Genomic DNA, 21,562 nt, shown 5'->3' with positions numbered 1-21,562 from the left:
CATATGATTAGACTCTAATCACTACTGAATAAGTCGCATTTCTGTGTCCGTTGTTTTGTCAAGCAACCCGATAATACTAAAAGTACGCCAGGCACAGTGCTAAATAAAACAAACAAGGATGTTGTGGTATGACAACTGAAATACCTCCTCTGTCGCCGTCGCCGACGTCTGAAGCTGAAATTGACAGCTTGCGGCAGGTGGTTTCTCAAAAGACCCAACCCAGGTTGTTGTTAAAAAAATGTCTGAGGTATCTGTCAATATTGCTTGTTATTGTCAGCATAGTGTTGCTGGCATTCGTGGTACGGCAGCAGCAACATCAGTTAGTGGAATTTCAGTCATTGATGCGAAATGGATCATTCCAGCATTTGTCTGATGAGGTGCAAAAGCTGCACGAACGGCTTGATAAAGCAGATATCGGCTTTGTCTCCCGTCAGGACTGGCAAATGCAAAATAACCGGTTTCATCAGGCATTGATAGCGCAACAGGGAGCTGTCAACGACCAACAGAAACAGCTCGCACAGTCAGTGACTGATTTAAGCCGTGCTCATCAGGACCTTACCGAAGTAGTGAGTGTATTGAAAAATACCGTGAAACAGCAGGAAATGCGCGTTGACGCAATAATCACGTGGAAATCTCAGCAGGAAAAGCATCTGGTAGAAAAGCTGGCACACCTGACCGGGAGGTTCTTCGAACGAAGAAACGGATAGTGGCCCCTTTCATACTTTCTGGTATTGAACGTCGGGGAGAACAAGTTTATGCCGTTATTATTCCACGAGACACAGATCCTCATTCCCAAATATCTCAAATGCGTTTACTGACTCCGGGTGAAAGTGCATTTGAGTGGACGTTGGTCAATATCTCTGATCATCAGGCTTTGTGCCAGGTACAGGGGCATCGTCAAACCCTGTCAGTCAATGGAGGGTAATGATGAGAAAAGATTTTTTCAGCCAGAGGAAGGGAGTGGTGCTGATTGGCGTTGTTATGTCTCTGTCAGCTTCGGCGGCACAGGTTGCTATCTCTGAACAGACAGTGACGGGAATGAAAGCGACTCAGCAACAGGTCACGCAGGCTGAAAACCACCTTGAAAAACGCCGCCGCATCTCAAGGGGGACATGTCTATGCAGGTTACGGGGGTAATGTGGATTTTACTCTGATGAATTCGGTGGGCCGGATAGCCTCATTGGGCGGGGAGTCTGGCGGCATTTCCGGCGTTTGATGCAATGCGCCAGGCATTACCGATGGTGCAGGCTGTTATATTGATGGCGGTGACTATCATATTACCGCTGATTATAGTATTTGCTGTCTACGAATATAAGACGGTTATTACGCTGACCTTTGTCATGTTTGCGCTGAACTTTTTGACATTCTGGTGGGAGTTGGCACGCTGGCTAGACAGTTGGCTTCTGGAGGCATTGTATGGTTCAGATACGCACAGCCGCTGGAATATGGCCGGTTTTCAGAATAGCACAGACGATATCATTATGAGTTTTGTGATGGGGACGATGTTTATTGTGTTGCCGGCATTGTGGATGAGTGCTTTGTCTTGGGCTGGAGTTAAAGTTGGTGGAGTAATAGAAAATGCAGGCAGCACAGCAACTAAGGATAGCAAGGCGGCTGGCAGTCAATTAGGTTCTAAGATATCTGGAAAGCTTTAATTGTTACTTAGTATAGCCTGATATGGATGACTGGATAGGGTTACTCTTGATCTCAACAGTCATCTGATTCCCATGAATGTCTTTTATAAGTGTCTTTATCCCAATCTTGTTCCCATGAAAAATGTTCATAAGCAGCTTTTTGCTCATTTATATTTGAATTTTTTTTATTCCACATGTTTTGAGAAATTCCTAGTAATAATACAAAGGCCAGTATAACCATTATAGCTATAGCCAATGACCCAAGCAGTAATGCAATAACTGAGCTGCCAACAAATAGATAAATTGGTAAATGTCCTATCCAACTGGGGAGATTGTATTTGTGGGCTTTGGCAACACAATGTGCATTCCAAATATGTAAACGCTGGCGTAAATTACGATAAATCCTGGCAGCTTTTGCTCCCCCGAATCTGAGTGCGCATTGTACGTTGTATGTCATGATGGTTAGTCATTGGGTAGTCTCTTGTTGAAACAATGTTCAGATAAATAATATGATTATTTTCTGGTTAGGTTAGCTAAAAGTTTGAGCTGCGTCTATGGTGTAACTGTGTATAACGCTTATTAAACGAAAAGTTAGTAGTTGTATTTTTAACCTGTCGATATTTTTAGTTTGCTATTCAGCTTCATGTTTATTATGAGCTTTTGTCAATACGTATAGATTGCTGTAAGATAACAATATTCATTTCTTCGTCTACCTATAATAAGCTAATGCCAACTTTTCATCAGACAGGATTTATTGAGGCTACTGTTGGAGAAATCCAGTATCACCGGTTTGATTTTTCTGTAGAAGATCGTAATTTTGTGATGATTTTTTCCGCTGTTGAAATATCTGATGTTGAATACCTCCAGATGCGCTCGGAAGAGGTCGGTTTTTCCATCCCTGAGCGTTGCTATGATGTTAAGTTTGACCGTCGGAGAATTTTGACAGTGGTGATTTCTACGCACCACCGCCACCAGATGCTATTTTCAGTAAGCTTGGGTATCAGGGCTTGATGAGGTTGGGTAAAGCATTTAGCGAGATTATCGGTCTACACTATCAATTTTATGATGCTAAGGCATATTTTGCTATGGCGGAAATTCTGAACTTAAGCAAATGTCCATAAGAGAGCGCAAAATCGAGGGCATGCGCCGTGCCAAAGCTGCTTTCGAGCTGGCTGAACGTTCTGGTACGTTAACAAAGCGCCCTGTTGTCATTGAGTGCTGATTTCTCTGTTATATCGATAGTGCTCCATCCAATCACTCCCTTTATTGAGTAGTGATAGGTTTTGGGGCCAAGTAATTTAATCTGTTCAGTTGTTTCAGTATCCACATCCACTCTAGCTCTTCTCTCTGTTTCAATATGCCTCGTTTTTAGATTGTGTTTAATTTTTGTTTGTTTCTTTACTTACAAGTGTAGTGATACAGCGTAAAATTTCTTTATCTGTTGATTCATTCCCAGCTAAAGCTATCTTTATTGTTTGTTTAAGAGTTTCTCTAATAGGCAATTCATTGATGGTATCTTCAATTGTAGATGTCTTGGTTTTAGGAGGTTCAGCAAGTATCCCTTCTATACCTTTGCGATGAATTAGTTTTATTAATGCATCCACATCCCTATCTTCCAATGAATCTAAAATAGATTGCCATGCTGTGCTTCTTTCCGTTGAGCTTTTTAGTTGTTCATGAATGGTTGTGGTTTGATTGTGAGGTTGTAACTGGTGATCACCAGTTGCAAGCCAATCTAGGGTGACACCTTCAATATCGCAGATTGATTGAGCTACATTGAGAGCAGGGATTGAGTCCCTTATGATGTAGTTATTCAGTGTTGAATACGATAATCCCCATTCTTTAGCTGCAGTTCTTACACTACGGCTGCCGATAAGATAAAGAAGTCTCTCCTTAAAGGTTTCTTTTCGGTCTTGTTCAAAAGAATCCATATTATGCTGTGCTTCCTTTCTCTTTTTAACCATATAACCACCTGAAAAAACAGATTTCCTGAAATTAATAAGTGAAATTATCTCAATTGAGTTGGTATTTTCTTTTTAAGGTCTCAATTTGGATCTATACTATACTCTAGTATAAGTAATCCTATAAAGTAGGGATAGCTTGCACTGGCAACCTTTTAGGGTAATTGAAATACAAATTGAAGTAAAACGTGCCATCAAAATCGTATATAGCCCGAAATATATCTTATTGGAGAATTATTGTGGAGAAAAAAGATTGGCACCCAGCAGATATTATCGCTGCTTTAAGAAAAAAGGGAACATCATTGGCAGCTGTTTCTAGAGAAGCAGGGCTGGCATCGTCAACGTTATCTAATGCCTTGCAAAGACCTTGGTGTAAAGGTGAAACAATTATTGCAAATGCATTAGGACAGAAGCCTGATGAAATCTGGCCTTCCCGTTACCAGAAAAGAAGGAAGAGATATTGATCTCCAAGAGAAAAAATATGGTGACAGTTATAGGAACCATAAAAGCAACGCTCTGAAAGTGCTGCAACACAACCAGAGCGTCTAACCACAACATTACAGGAACTAATGTATGGCTGATATGAATAGTAACACATCTTCATACTCAAAGCGTTATACATTTAACGCGCAATCTAATGTAGAAACCGAAGCACACACCTTGCTCACAGACTTTTCTTTGGTTTTAACTTCTTGTAAACCAATTGAGAAGCAATATTATGCGCAGTAGCATTCCAGATACTTCCGACGATAGTGATATATCTGATGTGAATATCATATGGTCTGGCATGTCGGATGCGATTGCATCGCTGGATTTCTCATGTGTTAGCGATACTGTGCTGTGTCAGCTAATTGAATCATCCAAAGAAAATACTATGGGCATTTGTCATGATGTAACTTTTCTTGGTGACTCAATGTTATCGTTTGCCAGCAATAATATTCATGAATTTACTCCAGAGAGTTTGTGTCAGCTCGGGCATAGCCTATCGGCTCTGAGTTCTCTATTACCGATGTTGTTTACTATGCATGAAAAAGCGAGTGGTGAATATTATCGTAGGGCTTTGAAAAACGAAATAAGATAGCCTTGTCAAATGAAACCGGAAAATTTTTGGATGGTTTTCCGGTTTACAGGCATAAACTATACGCCGACAGGATGTTCGATACTGTCGGTACTCATCAGGGCCGATTTTCCCCCTTCCTAGGGCCTGAACCGGTACCGGGATGTCGTCACCGTGCACTTTGCCCGGCATCACACGTACTGACGAGTTCGCTGACCCTGAGCAGCGACCCAGCGTGGCGTGGCTGTATATTTCAGACTGATGGTACAACGGCGTATGCTCCGCGAACTAATGCGGCCAGTCAGGACGATGGTGCAGGCGGGACTTATATTTTGGCGTTGAACACAATATCGCCTATAACAGCCAAATATACTGTTTACTACAAAGAAGCTGTAGATGCCACCATAACGGAGTGTCCGGGGATTGCCAATATAAAAGGCTGATTGTTCAGTCATCTAGTTACCCAGTCACGCAGAATATTGAGGGCTGCTTTTGCCTCGATCAGCACGCTCAAGAAAGTATTGAATACCATCTGGGGTGGGGGCTTCTGTCCAGCCAGTTGCCAGCCATTTTTTCGTTAACATCGCTGAGTAAGCCCCGGAGACAAGTGAGGCTGAGTTGTTGCGGCCCGGTAGGATGAAATAAGGGAGCCAGACAGGCATATGTTGGCTGGGCATGGCATATTGGGCACCTTTCCGTATTTTGAGGAAAAGAAAATAATGCGTCATCATAACGTAACCAATATTACGGTTGTAGTACTCAGTTTCCACATAGCTTAAGTATAATTCCCACTAACCCCGATTAGTTTCTTTAAATTTCTGGATCGTGTGTTTGATGGCTTGTTCTGTTGGCAAGCGTTCCATTGAACTAGCACCATAGAACCCATGACAATTGGGGCAATGAGCCAAAATATAGGCGACATCTTCCGGTTCCGAAATTGGGCCACCGTGACACAAAGTAATAATGTCATTTCGAATAGTTTTAGCTGCCGAAGCACAAGCATTAATGATTGGTATACAAGATTCCAGATCATATGATGTATTTGCACTAATATCACCGCCAGTGGTTAGCCCCAGATGTACGACGATGATATCAGCACCTGCTTGTGCCATAGCTTCAGCCTCTTTTACATTGAAAACATAAGGAGTGGTAATCATTCCCTTTTCATGTGCCAGGCGGATTAGCTCCACCTCCAATGCATAACCCATGCCTGTTTCTTCCAGATTTTTTCTGAACTTCCCATCAATAAGCCCTACAGTTGGGAAGTTTTGAATACCAGTAAAACCTTGTGCCTTCAGTTCATCCAGGAAAAGAGATAAATTACAGAATGGATCAGTACCACAGACACCCGCTAATACAGGTGTTTCCTTAACTATCGGCAATATTTCATTACCCATTTCTCTGACAATTTCATTTGCATTACCGTATGGCATTAATCCGGCCAATGATCCTCTGCCAGCCATTCTGAAGCGTCCAGAATTATATACGATAATGAGGTCTGCCCCTCCTGCTTCCTCGCAACGCGCCGAAAGACCCGTGCCTGCGCCTGCTCCAATAATAGTTTCGTTACGTTCGACTTTTTGTTTTATAGCTTCAATAATTTGATTATATTTTTTCTTCATGAGAAATTCCCTGGTGTTCTATAATTTCCTTGAATTGTTGTATTACCAGAGCACAAAATTGTGGTGAGTTGATGTGAAAAGGTGTTTTTATAACTTTTCGCAATTCTGTTTGCTTTATTGTTTTTTTTAGTCCATGACAGAAAGCCTGTGTTGATGCAGGTAAATAAAAAGGTTGTTCAGGGCAATCTAGCGCAGAGAATCCGCCTTCCGGAATAATGAATCGAATAGGTCCATTACACTTATTAAGTTTGTTCCCTATCCAGATACCAAGTTGATAGTTTTCTTCGGGTGTGGTTCGCATCAATGTCACCTGAGAATTATGCTCGACAAATAGCCTATTGCTGTAGCGTTCTGGAACCGTGTCCTTTGCACCAAAGTTAACCATGTCCAAAGCACCAGCACTGCCAATCCACGGAATGCTTTTTTTTGCCATGACGTCTAAACGTGTGTCAGGACAACCCAAGACACCCCCAAATAACAGATCGGCAATTTCTGTTAATGTAATATCCAAAACGCAAACCAATTCTCCGTCTTTAGCCAATTTCTCCATGCTTGTTCCACCATTGCCGGTAGCATGAAAAGCGAGGCAATCGTATTGAGTATTTAACGCGGTAGTGAGCTGATTAATGCACGGAGTCGTCATACCAAACATCGTCAACCCTAAAACGGGTTTATGAATATCAGCCAATGGCGTAAAATAATTGACAGAGCCCGCCATCATATTTGCAGCATTAGACAATACTGCACGAGAAATACGGTTGAGTCCGTTGAGATCGGTTACCGTATACAGCATAGCAATATCGCTGTCCCTAACGTAGGCCGAGACATTCCCTGACGCCATCGTTGATACCATGATTTTAGGCAAACCGATCGGTAGGCTTTGCATTGCCGGAGTAATCAGCGCTGTTCCGCCTGAGCCTCCGATACCAATCACCCCCGCGATATCGTCGATTGAACTGTTCAGGAAATTTGTGAGGGCGACAGACATCGCGGTTATCGCTTTATTCCGTACGCCACAAAAAACAGGATCAGCGCCAGCGGGATGATACTCAGCGACCTGAAGTGAATGAATATCTATCTTTTTATGCTGATTATTCTGATGATTTTCCCCGGGAGTTGATGTAGACACATCAATGATAATTGAATCCACTCTTGCGAGGCGTAAACAATATTTCAACCAGACCAGCTCGTCCAGTTTTGTGTCTGCTGTGCCAACGACAACCACAAATCGCGTCATAGTGTTCACCCCATGTGGTAGACCTATTCAAAGACGAATGTAAACCTATTGTAATATTTTACAACATGCAAGTTACTTTTTATCATTAGTGATATTTTTTATTATTAATGCTATACGGTTAAAATTTTAAGGGGTTTAAATGATTCTGTTTGATGAAGAAAAGCTGTCGCCAGTCCGGCGTCGTACCCTGGAACGTATCACTCATTCAGCGCTGAAGTTATATCGTGAAAAAAAATTTCCGTCTCCTGAAGAGATTGCCAGTGAAGCTGAATATGCGAAGGTCACGTTGCGCAGCTACTTTTCAACCCATAGTGATTTTGTAGAGTATGTTGTAAAACAAGTTATTGGGTCATTCGTTGTCCCCCCTATGGGCAATAATGCAGAGGAAAATATTGAGAAATTATTAAGATGGGGTTATGAAGAAATAGAAGCCAATGAGGCGCTGATGAGGGATGCCTTACGCATTTCTCAGTTACGCTGGCAGGAATCTTTATCAGGTGAAGATAACGACAAACGACCTGTTTTGAAGAAAAAAAGTAACCGTAAAGAGACACTTTCTACGGCGTTAGCGCCTCTAAAAGGTCAGCTTAAAGATGACACAATACATAAGATTATTATGTTGATTTCAGTTTTATATGGTACAGAGGCTATGACTATTCTGAAAGATACTTTTGGTTTAGAAAATGATGAAATCATCAACTTAACGAGTTGGGCCGCAAAGTTGATTGTTCGGCAGGCCATTAATGAGGAGCTAAAATAATTCAGAAGACCATTTTTTAACATAAAGGGTAAACCGGGCACGAGGCCCGGTAAAAGTTTCTTTTGGTGCCGATAACTTCTGTTCACCAATCTTCTGATTAGATTAGATATAATCTGAGTTCTGGATAAAAAAATTGAACTAAATGCTTGTTCGAAAAACAGAGTTTTCGACCAAAAAAATTAAAGTGATGATATAAGGGTCATACCATCTGGCTCTTCGCAGACGCTGATAAAGGTGGTGAACGAGTGGCCCTTCTGTACAGTCTTATTGGTACCTGTCGGCTAAATAAAGTGGATCCCGAGGTCTGGCTACGCCATGTCATCAGTCATATCGCGGGCTGGCCTGCAAACCGGGTGCATGAGCTGGTCGATTTCACTTCTTAGCCACCGTCAATACGGCTTGAATGCACCGCTTACATAGGGGGAGAGGGAGTGTTTGAATATTCATCACTATCAATAAATCAGAGTCATTACCAAAGAAAGCGCTACCGACCTTGATTAAGAGATATAAATAAAGGTTCAAAGGTAGCGCTTAAATTATATTTATAATTTTCTCATGTAAATTTTTACCTGATTACCATCGAATCTCAGCTAGCTTGAGTAAATACTCAGGTATAGGTGCTGCCCGGATACATGAATAAATAAGCTGTTCGAATGCTTTTTTAAGGTTAAAGCGCCAATTGAACCTGAAACAGAATTCGGCAAGATAACGAGGTAAATACTTTTTGCTAATCGAATGATATGTTCCGCGTATCGAATTTTTTACATTACTCATCATTGTGTTAACCCACTGAAAATAAGGAAGCTTAACACTCTACGCTCCACCGCCGGTGACGAGGGGCAAATGGAAAGTCCCGGCTTGCTCAATCCCCCGAAAGCAAGCTAATCCATCTGAAATGACAAGGGATTTTGGTTTAAGATGCGCTTTAGCCCAACGGGTAAGTTCCCCGGTCTTAAACCCTTTCACAACGCTGAAACGCATGAACATAGGGTGGCCCTTTTCATTCATTGAAACCGCCGCAACGAAAGGGCATTTCCCTTTTACCCCTCGCCCTCGGGGGTCATGCTGAGCCCCGCCCCAGTATGCGTCGTCAAGCTGAATAAACCCGCCGAGAGGCTTTTCGTCATCCCGTTCTTTCATCGCTTTCATTAGCTTGTGTTTCATACGCCATGCAGCGTTGTAGGAAATGCCCAGTTGACGTGACAATTCAAGTGCAGAAATCCCATTTTTCTCCTGAGTCATGAGATAAATCGCCAAAAACCACACAGTTAAAGGTAATTTTGACGCAGAAAACACTGTGCCGGCCGTCAAAGATGTCTGATGATGGCATTGATTGCACTGATAAAGGAGACGAGATTTTAACTGGCAATACTTATCATGCCCACAATGAGGGCAGTGATACCCCGTAGGCCAGCGCATATCGAACACCTGTTTCTGGCATTGCTCTTCATGACCCTATAATGAAATAAACTCATGAATAGAAATGCCTTTTTGGAATTGAATCTGATTTTTAGCCATTTTCATTTACCTCCACACAGACTTATTTTAAGTATACGCCTATGGGAGCTGAATTTAAGTGATAATCAGGAATTTTTAAAAGAGTTTTAACCAGCCCTGGATTATTAATAACATAAACATCTTTTTCCTCATTATACGCGACAAGAGTACGATAAATTTCTTGATTTATATCACACTCCAATGTAATAAGACCCGATAAGGGTTATAAAAATTCTTTAGCTACTTTTTCAAGGAACACCTCATATAAAGAAGTTGCCAGAACTGATATACCTGTCATCTTTCAAGTTGCCTCTTTGTTGGCTGTACTCGCTCACCCCGGTCACATAGTTTGCTATGCTCCCGGGGATTCACTCCCTTGCCGTCGCGATGCATCTTGAAATCCATAGGGTATATATGCATATCATTGATCTAATGAAACCTGTTTTTTATAGTATCCCCTCTGAATACACAAAAATAATAGTGGATTTAAATTAGGACTGGATAGCATATAGACTATTATCATTAGTTCTGTTATTCAAATAATTTCGAAAATTTTACTTAATGGGATCCCCATTCTTGTCAAAATATCGACTGGGCCAAATTTCTGAAGGATGCACTCCTAGTCTGTCCGCAATAATCCTCTCCCCTTTAGGCCACCGGCGTATTAATGCATTAGATAGTGTCGATGGGCTCAGTCCCGATTCCCTTGATAATGCGGCAAGTGTTGTGCCGCGTTTACGCAATGCAGCAATAATATCTGCCGGATGCCAGTCATTTTGAGTCGTTATCATCTCTGTTTACTTCCCCTAATTGATTTATGGTGGCTATTCAAATAGGATACATGAATCAGTGTTCATTTCCGGCAAGCAAAACCAAAACCTCTCCCGCCAGAGCCGCCATGAAAAGGCTAATAACAGACATATCGGCAAAAAATTTCTTACCAATGTCCATGAACACAGGACCATGATTCCTGGTTATTTATCAGATTACTATTACTAAAAAACGTCCTTGTCATTCATGCCCATTACTGTTGCAAGTAATGTTTTGCGTTATTACCCTGCCAAAATAATTTTCATTTTGATCCCAAAAAGTTTTTCACTTTATTATGAGATAAGCTGGGATTACTGGTAAACTTTAAGGACAAGACTAAAGCTGAGCATTTTTGTTCAAAGTGAACAATGTCTTTATGCCCTGAAGTACATGAACGTCCAATCCCAAAAATATCGGCTAATTCCGATGGTTTCATCAATGGATCTCGCCTGAGCTGTTTTAAAATTTCTTTCTGATTATCTGACATATCAAATCATTAAAACCCTTATCTCATATGGATGTTTTTATTTCATTGATGATCAACAGTAAAGATGATTTTTTATTTCTATTTTAATTAGAATCAAGAATCGTAAATTTCACTAAAGGAATTTCATATTAAAAATGCGTTCAGCTTGTTTCCACGCTTTATTTCTTATTAATTTAGGTTCAAAGATCAAACTTAATTCGCGGGCAATAATCTGAACAACAGCCAAATAATCTTTAATGTTAGTCTGATCAATGCACGGAGTCGTCATACCAAACATCGTCAACTCTAAAGCGGGTTTATGAATATTAGCCAATGGCGTAAAATAATTGACAGAGCCCGCCATCATATTTGCAGCATTAGACAATACTGAATGAGAAATACGGTTTAGTCCGTTGAGATAGGTTACCGTATAAAGCATGGCAATATTGCTGTCCCTAACGTAGGGGGAGACATTCCCTGACGCCATAGTGGATATCATGATTTTAGGCAAACCGATCGGCAGGCTTTGCATAGCCGGAGTAATCAGCGCCGTTCCGCCTGAGCCACCGATACCAATCACCCCTGCGATATCGTCGATTGAACTGTTCAGGAAATTCGTGAGGGCGACAGACATCGCTGTTATCGCGTTATTCCGCACGCCACAAAAAACGGGATCAGCGCCAGCGGGATGATACTCAGCTACCTGAAGTGAATGAGTATCGACCTTTTTATTCTGATGATTTTTCCCAGGAATTGATGTAGACACATCAATGATGATTGAATCCACTCCTGCGAGGTGTAAACAACATTTCAGCCAGACCAGCTCGCCCAGTTTTGTGTCTGCTGTGCCAACGACAACCACAAATCGCGTCATAGTGTTCACCCCATGTGGCATACCTAGTTCAAAGACAAATGTAAACCTATTGTAATATTTTACAACATGCAAGTTACTTTTTATCATTAGTGATATTTTTTATTATTAATGCTATACGGTTAAAATTTTAAGGGGTTTAAATGATTCTGTTTGATGAAAAAAATCTGTCACCAGTCCGGCGTCGTACCCTGGAACGTATCACTCATTCAGCTTTGAAGTTATATCGTGAAAAAAAATTTCCGTCTCCTGAAGAGATTGCTAATGAAGCTGAATATGCGAAGGTCACGTTGCGCAGCTACTTTTCAACCCACAGTGATTTTGTAGAGTATGTTGTAAAACAAGTCATTGGATCATTCGTTATCCCCCCTATGGGCAATGATGCAGAGGAAAATATTGAGAAATTATTAAGATGGGGTTATGAAGAAATAGAAGCCAATGAGGCACTGATGAGGGATGCTTTACGCATTTCTCAGTTACGCTGGCAGGAATCTTTATCCGGTGAAGATAACCACAAACGACCTGTTTTGAAGAAAAAAAGTAACCGTAAAGAGACACTTTCTACGGCGTTAGCGCCGCTAAAAGGTCAGCTCAAAGATGACACAATACATAAGATTGTTATGTTGATTTCAGTTTTATATGGTACAGAGGCTATGACTATTCTGAAAGATACTTTTGGCTTAGAAAATGATGAAATCATCAACTTAACGAGTTGGGCCGCAAAGTTGATTGTTCGGCAGGCCATTAATGAGGAGTTAAAATAATCAGAAGACCGTTTTTTAACATAAGGGTAAAAAAACCGGGCATGAGGCCCTAATGCCAGTCAGTTAAGCCGACTGGCCTCTCTTTTTACCGGGTATTTTTGCGGTTTACGCCTCACTACTCTCGGATATTTTCTGTCAGGAAGCTTTGCTGGTAATTCAAACATGCTTAATGTTTCCAATAAGTAAGCATAGCGCTTAGGTAAATTACCTGCACTAGTCAGTGGTGTTGTGAGCAGGTAGCTCATCACATGCCGTGTGCAATGGAGAAGCTGAGTCTATTTGGCAAGATTTCAGTTTTCTTCACCGCTTTAATCATTGCAATACGGACAAGGTTATAGGCGAGTAATACGCCCCAAAGTTCCTGTTTCACCATCTCAGGTTTTTTACTTCTTAGTAGATGATTTGACTGAAGAAGTGTCCGCTTGATTTCCCTATAACTCAATTCTATTTCCCAACGCTGCTGATAGACTTCGAATAGGGGCTGTTTACCTTTCGGGTACATAATTTATTCAGTCCACATAGGCAGCCAGATGATGATAAAACCCAGAGCTAGCATACTGGCGTAATTACGTTCCAACTTATCGTATCTTGTTGCTATTGCACGGAAATGTTTAATTCTGGCAAACGCATTTTCCACCAAGTGGCGGTAACGATATAAACATTTATCAACACGCTTATCGGCTTTTCGACGGTTTTTCTTGTAGGGAATGACCGGCGTTGCGCCTTGTTGTTTCACGGTAAGCCTGAAGGCTTCGCTATCGTAACCCTTATCCGCAATCACAAAATCCGATGGCGGTGACTGCGACACAAGACTTTCAGCATGAACGATGTCATGTGTTTGACCACCGGAAAGCTCAAAATGCACAGGTAAACCGTCACTGTCCACGGCCAAATGGATCTTGGTTGACCGTCCCCCCCGACTTTTTCCTATTGATTCATTTTCTTTAGAAGCCGCACCTGCACTGTGTTGATGAGCCCGCACAATACTGCCATCAATGAACAGCCACTCTGTATCAGAATATTCAGATAACAATTTGAAGATTAAATTAAAAATGTCTTTCTTTGCCCATTCATTAAAACGTCGAAAGACGGTATTCCATTTCCCAAATTCAGGCGGTAAATCACGCCAGGGACAACCGGTTCTCATACGGTAAAGGATACCTTCAAAGGTCAGGCAATGTTCTTCTTTGTGATAAATAAGTCCACTTTGTTGCATGAATACAGCTAGCGTATTCCATAGGGGTTTTGATAACATGGTTCTCGGCATGATGGTAAGGCATGGTTGGTTTTTGGCGAAAGCAATTATACCCAATCATCATGCTGTTCAATAATTCCTCTCAAAACGTCAACAGCCCCTAGTTCATCATAAGAATATTTTTGCTGAGAAACTAAAGAGCTTAATACACGATATTCTTTTTTATCTATCGTATAACTTGTTAATCTTGCTGTTATTTTATCCGGTAAATCAGTGAACTTTTTTCTTGATTGTGGGGATGTTTGTAAGGTAACAAGCCAATCCTTATCGCCCAGCTTTCTGACCTCTTCATAGTTTAAATCCTTCTTTGCCGGTATCATCCAGAGCCTCTCTATTCCTGTTGTCGCCCATTGATTTAACAGGCCTAAGGAATAGTAACCTCTGTCAAATAAGGTTAAGGAATAATCAGGGGTTCGTTCAATAAGGCGACTGGCTAAAGTCATTTCACCCACATGTCGTGAATCAAAGGCACTCTCAAGTAATAGATGACTTGAAAGCTCTATCAAACAGCACATTCTTACCGAGGGATAATCGTTTTCTCCATATTTGTTTTTTTCACAACCGAACTCGCTTCTATTCTCAGGGTTATCCTGTGTTCTGAAAACAGCACCATCAACAGCAAGAAGGTTTAAACCACACTGGGATTCAAATTGCTGTGTATTAAAATGACGCACTGCAATTAATTAAAATACTTCTTTTACTGCATCAACACCAAGGCGTTGACGGGCTTGTACAATAGCGCTCGGTGCGACCAACGTCTTTTTACCCGGTAATGAAATATCAAGTTTACTGGCGATATCCCACACCGACTCATGACGAAAAAAAGCCATTCCAATGACAGACCAGATGACTGAATCTAATGGCAAACGTCGCTTACGCACAGTTGCTCCACCAGATTTTTCAAAGGCTTGCTTGAGAAGGTCGCTATCTAAAAAATGGCTAAGTTTATTAAGAGAAGAAAGTTCTTCACTGAACGACATGGTTGAATCTAGCAACAATTGAAGTGACATAAAAAATCTGGTATCAAAGTTTGACACCGGATTGTGAAACCTTTTAAGGATCTGTCAACCGATCATTTATTTTCTTAACTGATCGGCATTAGGCATGAGGCCCGGTAGAAGTTTCTTTTGGTGTATAGGCCTGTGCATTTTGTGAGTGGGTATTAGTCAGCATGATTATCTGGTACGTCTGTATTAGTTTATCGATTTCAGAAAATCTATCGACAGACTGGCGGTCTGGGTTGAGTTTGAAATACAATTGTCTCCGACTCAGGCAGCGTTATTTCTCTTTTGCAACAAAAAGCGAGATAAGCTCAAAATCCTGTACTGGGATAAAACCGGGTTTGCCTTATGGTACAAGCGGCTGGAAAACAAATGGCCTGCGTATCTTCAGTGCATGGCGCAATGCCCGACAAACCCGCTCTGCGTCTGCCGTTGATGACATCGCCCAACCGACAACACGACGTGAATACAAATCCATGACCACCGCCAGGTAGCTCCAGCCTTTCCCTGTGCGGATATAGCTGATATCCCACACCAAAGGGTATTCGTTTCCCGGGGGGGAAATTCACGTCTTACCCGGTTCGACGAATCCACCGACTCCTCAGGGCAAATCCGATAACGATACCCCCCGGTTGTCGCGCACTTTTTCATCAAATGACACACCTTCCAGCGACCTACCGGAATACCGGCTTTCCTTAGTGGGTGCATTAACGTGCGACTCCCCGCCGCCCCACGGCTGGCCGAGTGTAGTTCCCTGAGCCGCATCTTAATTTTCAGCCGGCTATCATCAATCACTTTCCGGCTCACGGCATAATAAGCACTACGGGAAACGTTCAAGAGACGACAAAGGTCAGTGACCGGCCAGCGCCGACTTAGCCGTGTGATTAAAGCGTAAACTTGCCGGGTATCTTGCTCATCAACACGGTAGTCTGCTTTAAAATGGCTTTCTCCATCTCCAGACGTCTGACCTAGGCTTCCAGAGCTTTATGAGACTCAGATCTTCCATTTCTTTCACGATTTGTTTGCAATCGCCACGCGCTTCACAGCCTTTGGCTTTCGCCGCAAAATCCTCTATCTGATCTGCGCTCAAAAAGTTATTCTCTACTATAATTTAGTGGAGAATAAAGTAAAAACTCTAACTCAAGACTGGGATTCTGTATTAATTTTAAGACTGTTATAAAAATCTATAATGCTATTTAGATCAGTATTCCATTCAGATATTTTTATTCCGTCTTCATTGTGCGTAGTACGCGATTCTATGAAGTTATTTATCTTCTCTGGAGTAAAAACTGGACACTCATCTAAAAAGAGGATGCTATTTTGCAAGAAAACTTCCTCACCTGCGGAATATATGACCCAAACAAATATAAAATTTGTATAATCAGGTTCATACATTGATACAGCTAGCGCCACAGGTTTTTTACTGTGTATACCCTCCTCAAGAGAAGCTCGCCAACTTCGTTTGTAATCCTCAAAGCTCCAATAAGATAAAGGTATGTGAACTGCTTCTGTAAATGTATCAATAATAATTGTTGCAGGCAGAATTAGCTCATTGTTTTCTCTGATGGGTGCATCACTGGGAAATATACCAAACATCAATTAGTCCTTAACTCTGTTCAGATCATTATCGTAAGTCCCCATTCGCTTACCTCTACGGTCAAATATTTTCCAGCCATTAGTAACATTATGGCTATCAACATCGGGAGTAATATAGGTTTTTCCATCAAAAAATACAGGTTGCCCATGTGAGTTAAATGGTGCTTTAGGAGGAGCTATTCTCCGATCAAAGCCTAATTTTCCTGCTGCTTCTTGGGTTTCTTTTCCTTTCAGAGCCAGATAAGCTAAGCCGTCTTTATTCGGCTCTTCCGGAATCGGAGTAATTGTGGTATTTCCGCTAGTATCCGACTTACTTTCTGTGTTGCCGGTATGATTTGGCGCAACACCAGACCGATTTTCCTCATTGCCTGTATGGTTCGGTATACTGCCCGGCTCTAATTGCTGGTTTCCTCCTGTATGATTAGGGTATTTCCTTATATCACCGGATTGATCACTACCGGTATGTGTTGGTAGGTCAGTTGGATTAGCAACTTGAGTGTATTTATCCTGAAGTGTATTTAGGTAACTCTCTGTAATTGCATCATTTCCCATCATTTGAAGCATAATCAAATGATCTAAGTCTTCTGAAGAAATCTTATCAGCGATTTCCTTCGCTACCACTCCGGTTATACCCGCCTTAACGCCTATCTCTAGGACTTTCTCTGCCACTTTAGCTCGGCACGGAGCAGCTATTGCACAACCTTCTGTTATTAGTTTACAAAGGAAATTATTATCAGTTACAAGTTAACAGAGAAGAAAATCCCAGCCCAGTGGCTGGGATTTCAGACCGCAGACAAGCCTCGTTGAAAATAACTGCGGCGTTTTTCAAGGCAGTTGTCGCCTGATGCAGTAAAATTACGTTTATGCCCCTTCTTTTTCCGGATTTAGATAAACTTCCTGTATGGGCTCCCAGTTACGGATCTCTTTACTCCAGCGCTCCGGATGATGTTGATGTGCGGCTAGGTATACTGCTTTTCTGTTCAATAATATTTGGGTATCTATGCCCCGGTGACGTTCATCCGGGGTGACATACTTGATCCCGCTATGTTTATGCTCAAAATTGCACCAGCTGACGAAACGAGTCACCCAGTTCCTTGCTTCATCAATGTTACTGAATCCATTTTCGGGCCACCAGGGACAATATTTCAGCGTACGGAACAGCGACTCTGAATACGGGTTATCGTTACTGACCCTAGGGCGAGAATAGGAACTGAGGATACCGAGACTGTACATCTTAGCCAGCATGGTGTAGCTGCGCATCGGGCCACCATTATCTGAATGCAATATGATATTCTGGATTGAGCATTTTTCGCTCCACACGGCCCGTTGGAGTAGATTTGCTGCATGTTCTCCTGATTCGTTGAGGAAGACTTCAGCAGCAACAATTTTCCGGCTAAATATGTCCAGAATCATGTAAAGATAAAAATGTTGACCTTTGATCCATGAAGGCAAATAACTGATATCCCAGCTCCAGACCTGATTGGGTGATACGGCTTTTAATGCGTCAGGACGCTTATACTGGTTTTCCCGACGTCTTCTGGTCAGTCGTTTATTCACTTTAAGTATCCTGTAAAAGGTTGCTTCTGAAGCGATGTAAATTCCTTTATCAGCAAGTGTGGGAACAATGACATTTGGTGACAATCCAGCAAACTCAGGCGAGTTGCAAATATCCATAATCTGCTGACGCTCAGTCTCCGATAATTTATTTGCGGGGAGCCGGTGAATGGCTTCGGGACGGCTATCGGCAAGTATCTGCCCGTCTGGCGATTCCATCCAGCGCTGAAGCGTTCTGACTGAGATACCTATGCACTGACATGCACGGGTTTTACTCGCGCCGGGCTTGATGCCCGGCTTAACCGCCGATACCAGATGTTGGTTAAACAACCTATGACTCCTTCAGACCCGCTCGCCTGCGCAATTAAAGATGTCGCCAGTGCCCAGAAAACCACGTTCGCGACGACCCAAGCTATCTGGCGTTTTCTCAATAACGACCGCATCGCCTTTAGCCAGCTTAACGAACCGATTATTCAGCTTGTGCGCAAAGAAATTGCCCGTTCTTCTCATTTCCTTAATCCTTTCTTGCATGAGCCATCATTGAATAAAATTCTTGCCTTTTGTACTTATCATGACTGATTCAACTTCAACAGAAGAACCGGAGACACGCTTCGTTTACCCGTGGTTGAATTGGAAACGTTTGAATTATTGCGTGCGGTTTTCATCGATTAATTTTTATTCCCGGGAAAAGAGTTTTGCCTTGTTCCTGTCAGAGGATGTACTAGGGTTTCGGGAAAAAAGGGGAGATTAATCGTGTTGAAAAAAATTAACATCCTGCTGGCGGGAATATCCACAGGAAAAAAGTCACTTCCACAACTCACCGCCATCCCAGAAACGGTCAAAGCAGGCTACTTTTTGCCGTCTGAGTCCAGGCTGCTGTTAGATACTGCCCGGCGGCGACAGTGTTTACAGTCTCTGTGGGACAATAGCACATTACCCAAAACACATTATCAGGCGCTGTGGCTGGCCCCGTTACATGAGTGTGTTGCATTGATGCAACAACTTCCGGCACCACCACAGGGACCTTATGCCCATCAGGGCGGCTTGATTGATGTGACTCTGCAATGTACTGCGTTTGCGGTACGTCTGCAAAAGGACAGATGTTACCGCCGGGTGTGGCCCCTGAGACGCAGGCAGAACAAAGTGTGATATGGAACACGGTGGTGTTTTACGCTGCGTTATTTCATTTTTTACCTGTTTTAGCCCAGTTTGACGGTGAACTGGACGACGGGCAACCTTGGTATCCTGGGTTGGCTGTGCCGCAGGTGCCGTATCGTTTCCGGTTCAAAACTACTCCAGTGGAGACGATGGTTGCCTGTCATTTCGGGGGGTACTCGCCGGGCGGTTGTTGCCGGCTAAGGCGTTGACCTGGCTGGCGTCTATACCTGATGCCTTCTCTTCGCTGTTTTGTATTCTCTCCGGTGAGATGAAGGAAGATGACGCGATAGGTCAGATAATCACAGAAGCCCTGAGTCAAGCCGGTTCGCCGGCAATATTCTCTGTCTCGGTTGCATCACCGCAAATTATTGCCTCAAAAAGTCCTGATGTTTCTGCTACGCTTTTATTAACCGCAATGGAAAGTGTTCTGCCCTCTCAGAGACGGCAGGAAGATAACACGATGACTGAAATTGTTTCATCAGCCGTGAGGCCAGTTGATGAGATCTCTTCTACCGTCATGACCGTCACGCCGGAGAAGGGGATGCCGCCGGATGGGAGCACGCAACAGTTATTGTCACTAATGGGGATGAATGTCGCGGGCACAGTGACAGAACAGGTTATGACCAGTGAAGCGGAAATCGTACCTCCATACACGCCGGGGCCTTCACAACACGCGGTTCAGACAACATTGCAGAACGAAAATGCTATTGAGACATCTTGTATTGGAGAGCAATTCTGGGACTGGTTGTCCGCTGGCTTAATGCAGAATGTGATGACCATTAATACGCAAAAAGCCCGGATACATCTGGTCAGTGGTTTTGTGTTTGTGAGTGCGCCTGCCATTTTCTTCCTGTTTCTCGGTGAAAAGAAGCAGGCGGATGGCAAAGAGGTTAGCCAAAAATGGAAACGGGTACAAACTGCATTCGAGCGGTTGGAACGACATCGAGTAAGTCGTGGAAAGTGTTTTTGTTGTTGTCATCTTTATGATTCGGCTGATCGGACAGGCTCCTATCAACGTGTTCATGGCTACTTAATCAAAAACACTTTGCTTTATCGTGACCGTTCTGTACCAGAAGATAGCCCTTTTCTCATGATTTCATGAGAAAGCATCTTTAATAACAATATGTTATTTTCTGCGCCCCGCAATGGGTTTCTAAATTGATGAATTGATGAAGTAGAGATGGACAGTATGACTTGGGATAACCTGCTGGATGAATATTTTTTTGCCAAAATCTTGCGACCGGCTACTGAGTCGAGTTATCGCAAGGTGGTGAATACATTCCAGGTGTTTGCAGGTGCCGACAATCGGCCTGCTCAGGTAACCCGACAGCAGGTCCTGGCGTGGCGCAGATATGTGTTGCATCAGCGCGGACTGAAAGGTGTGACTTGGAACAGTAAGATTGCGCATATGCGGGCGGTGTTCAATTTTGCGATAGAAGAAAAAATACTGCCCCAAACGGAAAACCCATTTAATGGTGTGGTGGTTAATGCGAACAAGAATAAAAAGAAAACATTGACCAAAAAACAACTGACAGCCTTGTATCTCACGATGGGGCAATTCGAAGAGCGGGAGCGACAGATGGGGGATAACCATCGTGCCTGCTGTGCATTATATCCGACTTGGTATTGGCTGACGGTACTGGATACGTTGCGTTATACCGGGATGCGGCAAAATCAGTTATTACATATCCGGCTTGGAGATATTGACCTGGATGAGCGCCGGATTATTCTTTGCTCTGAGGGGAGTAAGAACCATTATGAACACCAGGTGCCGGTGGTGAAATGGTTGTATCCTCAGCTGGAGATTTTGCTGGAACGTGCGCAAGCCGCTGGGGCAAAACCCAGTGATCCCCTGTTCTGTGTGAACTATTTTACTGCCAAAACAGACAGAGGAAATGAAACTGATCAATTACAGACGATAAAGTCATTCTTTCGTCGTTTGTCAAAAGAGTGTGGATTTGATGTAGGCCCCCACCGTTTCCGGCATACTTTGGCAACTGAACTGATGAAAGCGCCTGATCGTAATTTGCAAATGGTACGCGGATTACTGGGCCATCGCAGTATTACGACTACGATGGAATATATTGATATCAATCTGGATATTGCCGGGTGTGCGCTGGAGCGTGAGTTGATGCTGTATATTGATGTTGAGCCAGAAAGAGGCGAAATGCTAATCGGATAAAACAGAATATTCTCGCTGTTGTCTGAATTTGCCTTTTTCTACATAAATAATTCCCTGTTGCAAGATGGGGAATTTTTTTGAACCGATACAATCTTCCATAACTCACCTTCTTCTGATCAATTGGGAAATCTTAACAA

The 21,562-nt window shown here is 42.7% G+C and carries 30 protein-coding genes and 4 pseudogenes; 15 read left to right on the top strand and 19 right to left on the bottom strand.

Annotated elements, in window-relative coordinates; translation table 11 throughout:
• Window positions 1-128: 128 nt before the first annotated feature.
• The 4 genes and pseudogenes from LG003_RS05565 to LG003_RS05550 all read left to right on the top strand — a co-directional run.
• Window positions 129-707: a hypothetical protein gene (locus tag LG003_RS05565; RefSeq protein WP_262980347.1), complete on the top strand. Its 579-nt coding sequence runs from the start codon at window positions 129-131 to the stop codon at window positions 705-707.
• Window positions 707-925, top strand: a complete 219-nt coding sequence (locus tag LG003_RS05560) for a hypothetical protein (protein WP_112879668.1) — start codon at window positions 707-709, stop codon at window positions 923-925. The genes LG003_RS05565 and LG003_RS05560 overlap by 1 nt, the downstream gene beginning before the upstream one ends.
• Window positions 925-1,137, top strand: coding sequence for a hypothetical protein (locus LG003_RS05555; RefSeq protein WP_192881074.1), 213 nt, complete (start codon window positions 925-927; stop codon window positions 1,135-1,137). The genes LG003_RS05560 and LG003_RS05555 overlap by 1 nt, the downstream gene beginning before the upstream one ends.
• Window positions 1,088-1,655, top strand: a pseudogene (locus tag LG003_RS05550) (conjugal transfer protein TraG N-terminal domain-containing protein); the annotation flags it as partial. The gene LG003_RS05555 and the pseudogene LG003_RS05550, both read left to right, overlap by 50 nt.
• Window positions 1,656-1,707: 52 nt before the next feature.
• On the opposite strand, the gene LG003_RS05545 reads toward LG003_RS05550, so the two are convergent.
• On the bottom strand, window positions 1,708-2,091 hold the full coding sequence (locus tag LG003_RS05545) for a hypothetical protein (protein ID WP_262980346.1): 384 nt from the start codon (window positions 2,089-2,091) through the stop codon (window positions 1,708-1,710).
• Between the two features lie 269 nt (window positions 2,092-2,360).
• Here LG003_RS05545 and LG003_RS05540 point away from each other — a divergent pair, with 269 nt between their 5' ends.
• Window positions 2,361-2,645 (top strand): hypothetical protein, encoded by a 285-nt coding sequence (locus LG003_RS05540; RefSeq protein ID WP_112879670.1) that lies wholly within the window; start codon window positions 2,361-2,363, stop codon window positions 2,643-2,645.
• A gap of 368 nt (window positions 2,646-3,013) precedes the next feature.
• Here the strand turns inward: LG003_RS05540 and LG003_RS05535 are convergent, their stop codons facing one another.
• The gene (locus tag LG003_RS05535; RefSeq protein WP_112879671.1) at window positions 3,014-3,598 is read right to left on the bottom strand and encodes a helix-turn-helix domain-containing protein; all 585 of its coding nucleotides are present in this window, start codon (window positions 3,596-3,598) and stop codon (window positions 3,014-3,016) included.
• Window positions 3,599-3,828: 230 nt separating this feature from the next.
• Here LG003_RS05535 and LG003_RS05530 point away from each other — a divergent pair, with 230 nt between their 5' ends.
• The 3 genes from LG003_RS05530 (at window position 3,829) to LG003_RS05520 (ending at window position 4,676) form a co-directional block, all read left to right on the top strand.
• Complete coding sequence (locus LG003_RS05530) at window positions 3,829-4,059, top strand: helix-turn-helix domain-containing protein (protein ID WP_112879676.1); 231 nt, start codon at window positions 3,829-3,831, stop codon at window positions 4,057-4,059.
• A gap of 109 nt (window positions 4,060-4,168) precedes the next feature.
• A complete protein-coding gene (locus LG003_RS05525) occupies window positions 4,169-4,324 on the top strand; it encodes a hypothetical protein (protein WP_205072968.1) in 156 nt (51 codons plus the stop codon).
• Window positions 4,314-4,676 carry a hypothetical protein gene (locus LG003_RS05520; protein ID WP_146747934.1) on the top strand — a complete coding sequence of 121 codons (363 nt, stop codon included), beginning with the start codon at window positions 4,314-4,316 and terminating at the stop codon, window positions 4,674-4,676. The genes LG003_RS05525 and LG003_RS05520 overlap by 11 nt, the downstream gene beginning before the upstream one ends.
• A gap of 105 nt (window positions 4,677-4,781) precedes the next feature.
• On the opposite strand, the pseudogene LG003_RS05515 reads toward LG003_RS05520, so the two are convergent.
• The 4 genes and pseudogenes from LG003_RS05515 to LG003_RS05500 form a co-directional block, all read right to left on the bottom strand.
• Window positions 4,782-4,940: pseudogene (locus LG003_RS05515) on the bottom strand (IS66 family transposase); the annotation flags it as partial.
• A gap of 179 nt (window positions 4,941-5,119) precedes the next feature.
• Entirely contained in the window at window positions 5,120-5,329 is a 210-nt protein-coding gene (locus tag LG003_RS05510) for a hypothetical protein (RefSeq protein WP_112879672.1), read from the bottom strand.
• 114 nt (window positions 5,330-5,443) lie between these two features.
• On the bottom strand, window positions 5,444-6,274 hold the full coding sequence (locus tag LG003_RS05505) for a phosphoenolpyruvate hydrolase family protein (protein WP_112879673.1): 831 nt from the start codon (window positions 6,272-6,274) through the stop codon (window positions 5,444-5,446).
• The gene (locus LG003_RS05500) at window positions 6,258-7,511 is read right to left on the bottom strand and encodes a Tm-1-like ATP-binding domain-containing protein (protein WP_112879674.1); all 1,254 of its coding nucleotides are present in this window, start codon (window positions 7,509-7,511) and stop codon (window positions 6,258-6,260) included. Before LG003_RS05500 ends, LG003_RS05505 begins: the two co-directional genes overlap by 17 nt.
• 139 nt (window positions 7,512-7,650) lie before the next feature.
• Here LG003_RS05500 and LG003_RS05495 point away from each other — a divergent pair, with 139 nt between their 5' ends.
• On the top strand, window positions 7,651-8,271 hold the full coding sequence (locus LG003_RS05495) for a TetR/AcrR family transcriptional regulator (protein WP_112879675.1): 621 nt from the start codon (window positions 7,651-7,653) through the stop codon (window positions 8,269-8,271).
• A gap of 197 nt (window positions 8,272-8,468) precedes the next feature.
• Window positions 8,469-8,654 (top strand): annotated as a pseudogene (locus tag LG003_RS05490) (transposase domain-containing protein); the annotation flags it as partial.
• Window positions 8,655-8,844: 190 nt separating this feature from the next.
• Here the strand turns inward: LG003_RS05490 and LG003_RS05485 are convergent.
• The 4 genes and pseudogenes from LG003_RS05485 to LG003_RS05470 all read right to left on the bottom strand — a co-directional run bounded on the left by LG003_RS05485 (window position 8,845) and on the right by LG003_RS05470 (window position 11,918).
• Window positions 8,845-9,789: pseudogene (locus LG003_RS05485) on the bottom strand (IS1595 family transposase).
• A gap of 533 nt (window positions 9,790-10,322) precedes the next feature.
• Complete coding sequence (locus LG003_RS05480; RefSeq protein ID WP_112879840.1) at window positions 10,323-10,559, bottom strand: helix-turn-helix domain-containing protein; 237 nt, start codon at window positions 10,557-10,559, stop codon at window positions 10,323-10,325.
• Between the two features lie 281 nt (window positions 10,560-10,840).
• On the bottom strand, window positions 10,841-11,065 hold the full coding sequence (locus tag LG003_RS05475; protein WP_112879841.1) for a hypothetical protein: 225 nt from the start codon (window positions 11,063-11,065) through the stop codon (window positions 10,841-10,843).
• Between the two features lie 112 nt (window positions 11,066-11,177).
• Window positions 11,178-11,918, bottom strand: coding sequence for a Tm-1-like ATP-binding domain-containing protein (locus tag LG003_RS05470; RefSeq protein WP_240000888.1), 741 nt, complete (start codon window positions 11,916-11,918; stop codon window positions 11,178-11,180).
• Between the two features lie 140 nt (window positions 11,919-12,058).
• On the opposite strand from LG003_RS05470, the gene LG003_RS05465 reads away from it, so the two are divergent.
• A complete protein-coding gene (locus LG003_RS05465; RefSeq protein ID WP_112879842.1) occupies window positions 12,059-12,679 on the top strand; it encodes a TetR/AcrR family transcriptional regulator in 621 nt (206 codons plus the stop codon).
• A 59-nt stretch (window positions 12,680-12,738) separates the two neighbouring features.
• Here the strand turns inward: LG003_RS05465 and LG003_RS05460 are convergent, their stop codons facing one another.
• The 9 genes from LG003_RS05460 to LG003_RS05420 all read right to left on the bottom strand — a co-directional run bounded on the left by LG003_RS05460 (window position 12,739) and on the right by LG003_RS05420 (window position 18,415).
• Window positions 12,739-12,924: a hypothetical protein gene (locus LG003_RS05460; RefSeq protein WP_146747946.1), complete on the bottom strand. Its 186-nt coding sequence runs from the start codon at window positions 12,922-12,924 to the stop codon at window positions 12,739-12,741.
• On the bottom strand, window positions 12,924-13,181 hold the full coding sequence (locus tag LG003_RS05455) for a transposase (protein ID WP_112879843.1): 258 nt from the start codon (window positions 13,179-13,181) through the stop codon (window positions 12,924-12,926). Before LG003_RS05455 ends, LG003_RS05460 begins: the two co-directional genes overlap by 1 nt.
• 3 nt (window positions 13,182-13,184) lie before the next feature.
• Window positions 13,185-13,946 (bottom strand): IS5 family transposase, encoded by a 762-nt coding sequence (locus LG003_RS05450; RefSeq protein ID WP_113048459.1) that lies wholly within the window; start codon window positions 13,944-13,946, stop codon window positions 13,185-13,187.
• A 35-nt stretch (window positions 13,947-13,981) separates the two neighbouring features.
• Complete coding sequence (locus LG003_RS05445) at window positions 13,982-14,608, bottom strand: IS4 family transposase (protein ID WP_158537790.1); 627 nt, start codon at window positions 14,606-14,608, stop codon at window positions 13,982-13,984.
• Between the two features lie 9 nt (window positions 14,609-14,617).
• Window positions 14,618-14,944, bottom strand: coding sequence for a transposase domain-containing protein (locus tag LG003_RS05440; protein ID WP_112878768.1), 327 nt, complete (start codon window positions 14,942-14,944; stop codon window positions 14,618-14,620).
• A gap of 337 nt (window positions 14,945-15,281) precedes the next feature.
• Window positions 15,282-15,413, bottom strand: coding sequence for a hypothetical protein (locus LG003_RS23370; protein WP_370446069.1), 132 nt, complete (start codon window positions 15,411-15,413; stop codon window positions 15,282-15,284).
• A gap of 662 nt (window positions 15,414-16,075) precedes the next feature.
• The gene (locus LG003_RS05430) at window positions 16,076-16,531 is read right to left on the bottom strand and encodes a hypothetical protein (protein WP_112878766.1); all 456 of its coding nucleotides are present in this window, start codon (window positions 16,529-16,531) and stop codon (window positions 16,076-16,078) included.
• Window positions 16,532-16,534: 3 nt separating this feature from the next.
• Entirely contained in the window at window positions 16,535-17,200 is a 666-nt protein-coding gene (locus tag LG003_RS05425) for a toxin C-terminal domain-containing protein (protein WP_275658145.1), read from the bottom strand.
• 192 nt (window positions 17,201-17,392) lie between these two features.
• Window positions 17,393-18,415, bottom strand: coding sequence for an IS3 family transposase (locus LG003_RS05420; protein WP_262980345.1), 1,023 nt, complete (start codon window positions 18,413-18,415; stop codon window positions 17,393-17,395).
• A gap of 3 nt (window positions 18,416-18,418) precedes the next feature.
• Between LG003_RS05420 and LG003_RS05415 the strand changes: the two genes are divergently transcribed.
• From LG003_RS05415 to LG003_RS05395, 4 genes are all read left to right on the top strand, one after another.
• Window positions 18,419-18,664: a hypothetical protein gene (locus LG003_RS05415; RefSeq protein WP_113048458.1), complete on the top strand. Its 246-nt coding sequence runs from the start codon at window positions 18,419-18,421 to the stop codon at window positions 18,662-18,664.
• 174 nt (window positions 18,665-18,838) lie between these two features.
• Window positions 18,839-19,234 carry a TraI domain-containing protein gene (locus tag LG003_RS05410; RefSeq protein WP_262980344.1) on the top strand — a complete coding sequence of 132 codons (396 nt, stop codon included), beginning with the start codon at window positions 18,839-18,841 and terminating at the stop codon, window positions 19,232-19,234.
• 88 nt (window positions 19,235-19,322) lie between these two features.
• The gene (locus tag LG003_RS05400) at window positions 19,323-20,345 is read left to right on the top strand and encodes a helicase/relaxase domain-containing protein (RefSeq protein ID WP_240000839.1); all 1,023 of its coding nucleotides are present in this window, start codon (window positions 19,323-19,325) and stop codon (window positions 20,343-20,345) included.
• A gap of 78 nt (window positions 20,346-20,423) precedes the next feature.
• On the top strand, window positions 20,424-21,425 hold the full coding sequence (locus LG003_RS05395) for a tyrosine-type recombinase/integrase (protein ID WP_262980343.1): 1,002 nt from the start codon (window positions 20,424-20,426) through the stop codon (window positions 21,423-21,425).
• Window positions 21,426-21,562 lie beyond the last annotated feature (137 nt).

It is taken from the genome of Photorhabdus kleinii (assembly GCF_025384885.1).
Taxonomy (GTDB): domain Bacteria; phylum Pseudomonadota; class Gammaproteobacteria; order Enterobacterales; family Enterobacteriaceae; genus Photorhabdus; species Photorhabdus kayaii.
This window is presented reverse-complemented; position numbering and strand designations above follow the sequence as displayed.

What these genes read in the sequence shown, in the direction of transcription:
- LG003_RS05415 (WP_113048458.1), top strand. Translation starts at nt 18,419, where the DNA reads ATGACTCCTTCAGACCCGCTCGCCTGCGCAATTAAAGATGTCGCCAGT.
- LG003_RS05495 (WP_112879675.1), top strand. Translation starts at nt 7,651, where the DNA reads ATGATTCTGTTTGATGAAGAAAAGCTGTCGCCAGTCCGGCGTCGTACC.
- LG003_RS05395 (WP_262980343.1), top strand. Translation starts at nt 20,424, where the DNA reads ATGGACAGTATGACTTGGGATAACCTGCTGGATGAATATTTTTTTGCC.
- LG003_RS05430 (WP_112878766.1), bottom strand. Translation starts at nt 16,531, where the DNA reads ATGTTTGGTATATTTCCCAGTGATGCACCCATCAGAGAAAACAATGAG.
- LG003_RS05525 (WP_205072968.1), top strand. Translation starts at nt 4,169, where the DNA reads ATGGCTGATATGAATAGTAACACATCTTCATACTCAAAGCGTTATACA.
- LG003_RS23370 (WP_370446069.1), bottom strand. Translation starts at nt 15,413, where the DNA reads ATGGATTTGTATTCACGTCGTGTTGTCGGTTGGGCGATGTCATCAACG.
- LG003_RS05505 (WP_112879673.1), bottom strand. Translation starts at nt 6,274, where the DNA reads ATGAAGAAAAAATATAATCAAATTATTGAAGCTATAAAACAAAAAGTC.
- LG003_RS05470 (WP_240000888.1), bottom strand. Translation starts at nt 11,918, where the DNA reads ATGACGCGATTTGTGGTTGTCGTTGGCACAGCAGACACAAAACTGGGC.
- LG003_RS05555 (WP_192881074.1), top strand. Translation starts at nt 925, where the DNA reads ATGATGAGAAAAGATTTTTTCAGCCAGAGGAAGGGAGTGGTGCTGATT.
- LG003_RS05450 (WP_113048459.1), bottom strand. Translation starts at nt 13,946, where the DNA reads ATGCCGAGAACCATGTTATCAAAACCCCTATGGAATACGCTAGCTGTA.
- LG003_RS05440 (WP_112878768.1), bottom strand. Translation starts at nt 14,944, where the DNA reads ATGTCACTTCAATTGTTGCTAGATTCAACCATGTCGTTCAGTGAAGAA.
- LG003_RS05535 (WP_112879671.1), bottom strand. Translation starts at nt 3,598, where the DNA reads ATGGTTAAAAAGAGAAAGGAAGCACAGCATAATATGGATTCTTTTGAA.
- LG003_RS05455 (WP_112879843.1), bottom strand. Translation starts at nt 13,181, where the DNA reads ATGTACCCGAAAGGTAAACAGCCCCTATTCGAAGTCTATCAGCAGCGT.
- LG003_RS05460 (WP_146747946.1), bottom strand. Translation starts at nt 12,924, where the DNA reads ATGAGCTACCTGCTCACAACACCACTGACTAGTGCAGGTAATTTACCT.
- LG003_RS05480 (WP_112879840.1), bottom strand. Translation starts at nt 10,559, where the DNA reads ATGATAACGACTCAAAATGACTGGCATCCGGCAGATATTATTGCTGCA.
- LG003_RS05465 (WP_112879842.1), top strand. Translation starts at nt 12,059, where the DNA reads ATGATTCTGTTTGATGAAAAAAATCTGTCACCAGTCCGGCGTCGTACC.
- LG003_RS05510 (WP_112879672.1), bottom strand. Translation starts at nt 5,329, where the DNA reads ATGCCCAGCCAACATATGCCTGTCTGGCTCCCTTATTTCATCCTACCG.
- LG003_RS05540 (WP_112879670.1), top strand. Translation starts at nt 2,361, where the DNA reads ATGCCAACTTTTCATCAGACAGGATTTATTGAGGCTACTGTTGGAGAA.
- LG003_RS05475 (WP_112879841.1), bottom strand. Translation starts at nt 11,065, where the DNA reads ATGTCAGATAATCAGAAAGAAATTTTAAAACAGCTCAGGCGAGATCCA.
- LG003_RS05500 (WP_112879674.1), bottom strand. Translation starts at nt 7,511, where the DNA reads ATGACGCGATTTGTGGTTGTCGTTGGCACAGCAGACACAAAACTGGAC.
- LG003_RS05545 (WP_262980346.1), bottom strand. Translation starts at nt 2,091, where the DNA reads ATGACATACAACGTACAATGCGCACTCAGATTCGGGGGAGCAAAAGCT.
- LG003_RS05565 (WP_262980347.1), top strand. Translation starts at nt 129, where the DNA reads ATGACAACTGAAATACCTCCTCTGTCGCCGTCGCCGACGTCTGAAGCT.
- LG003_RS05520 (WP_146747934.1), top strand. Translation starts at nt 4,314, where the DNA reads ATGCGCAGTAGCATTCCAGATACTTCCGACGATAGTGATATATCTGAT.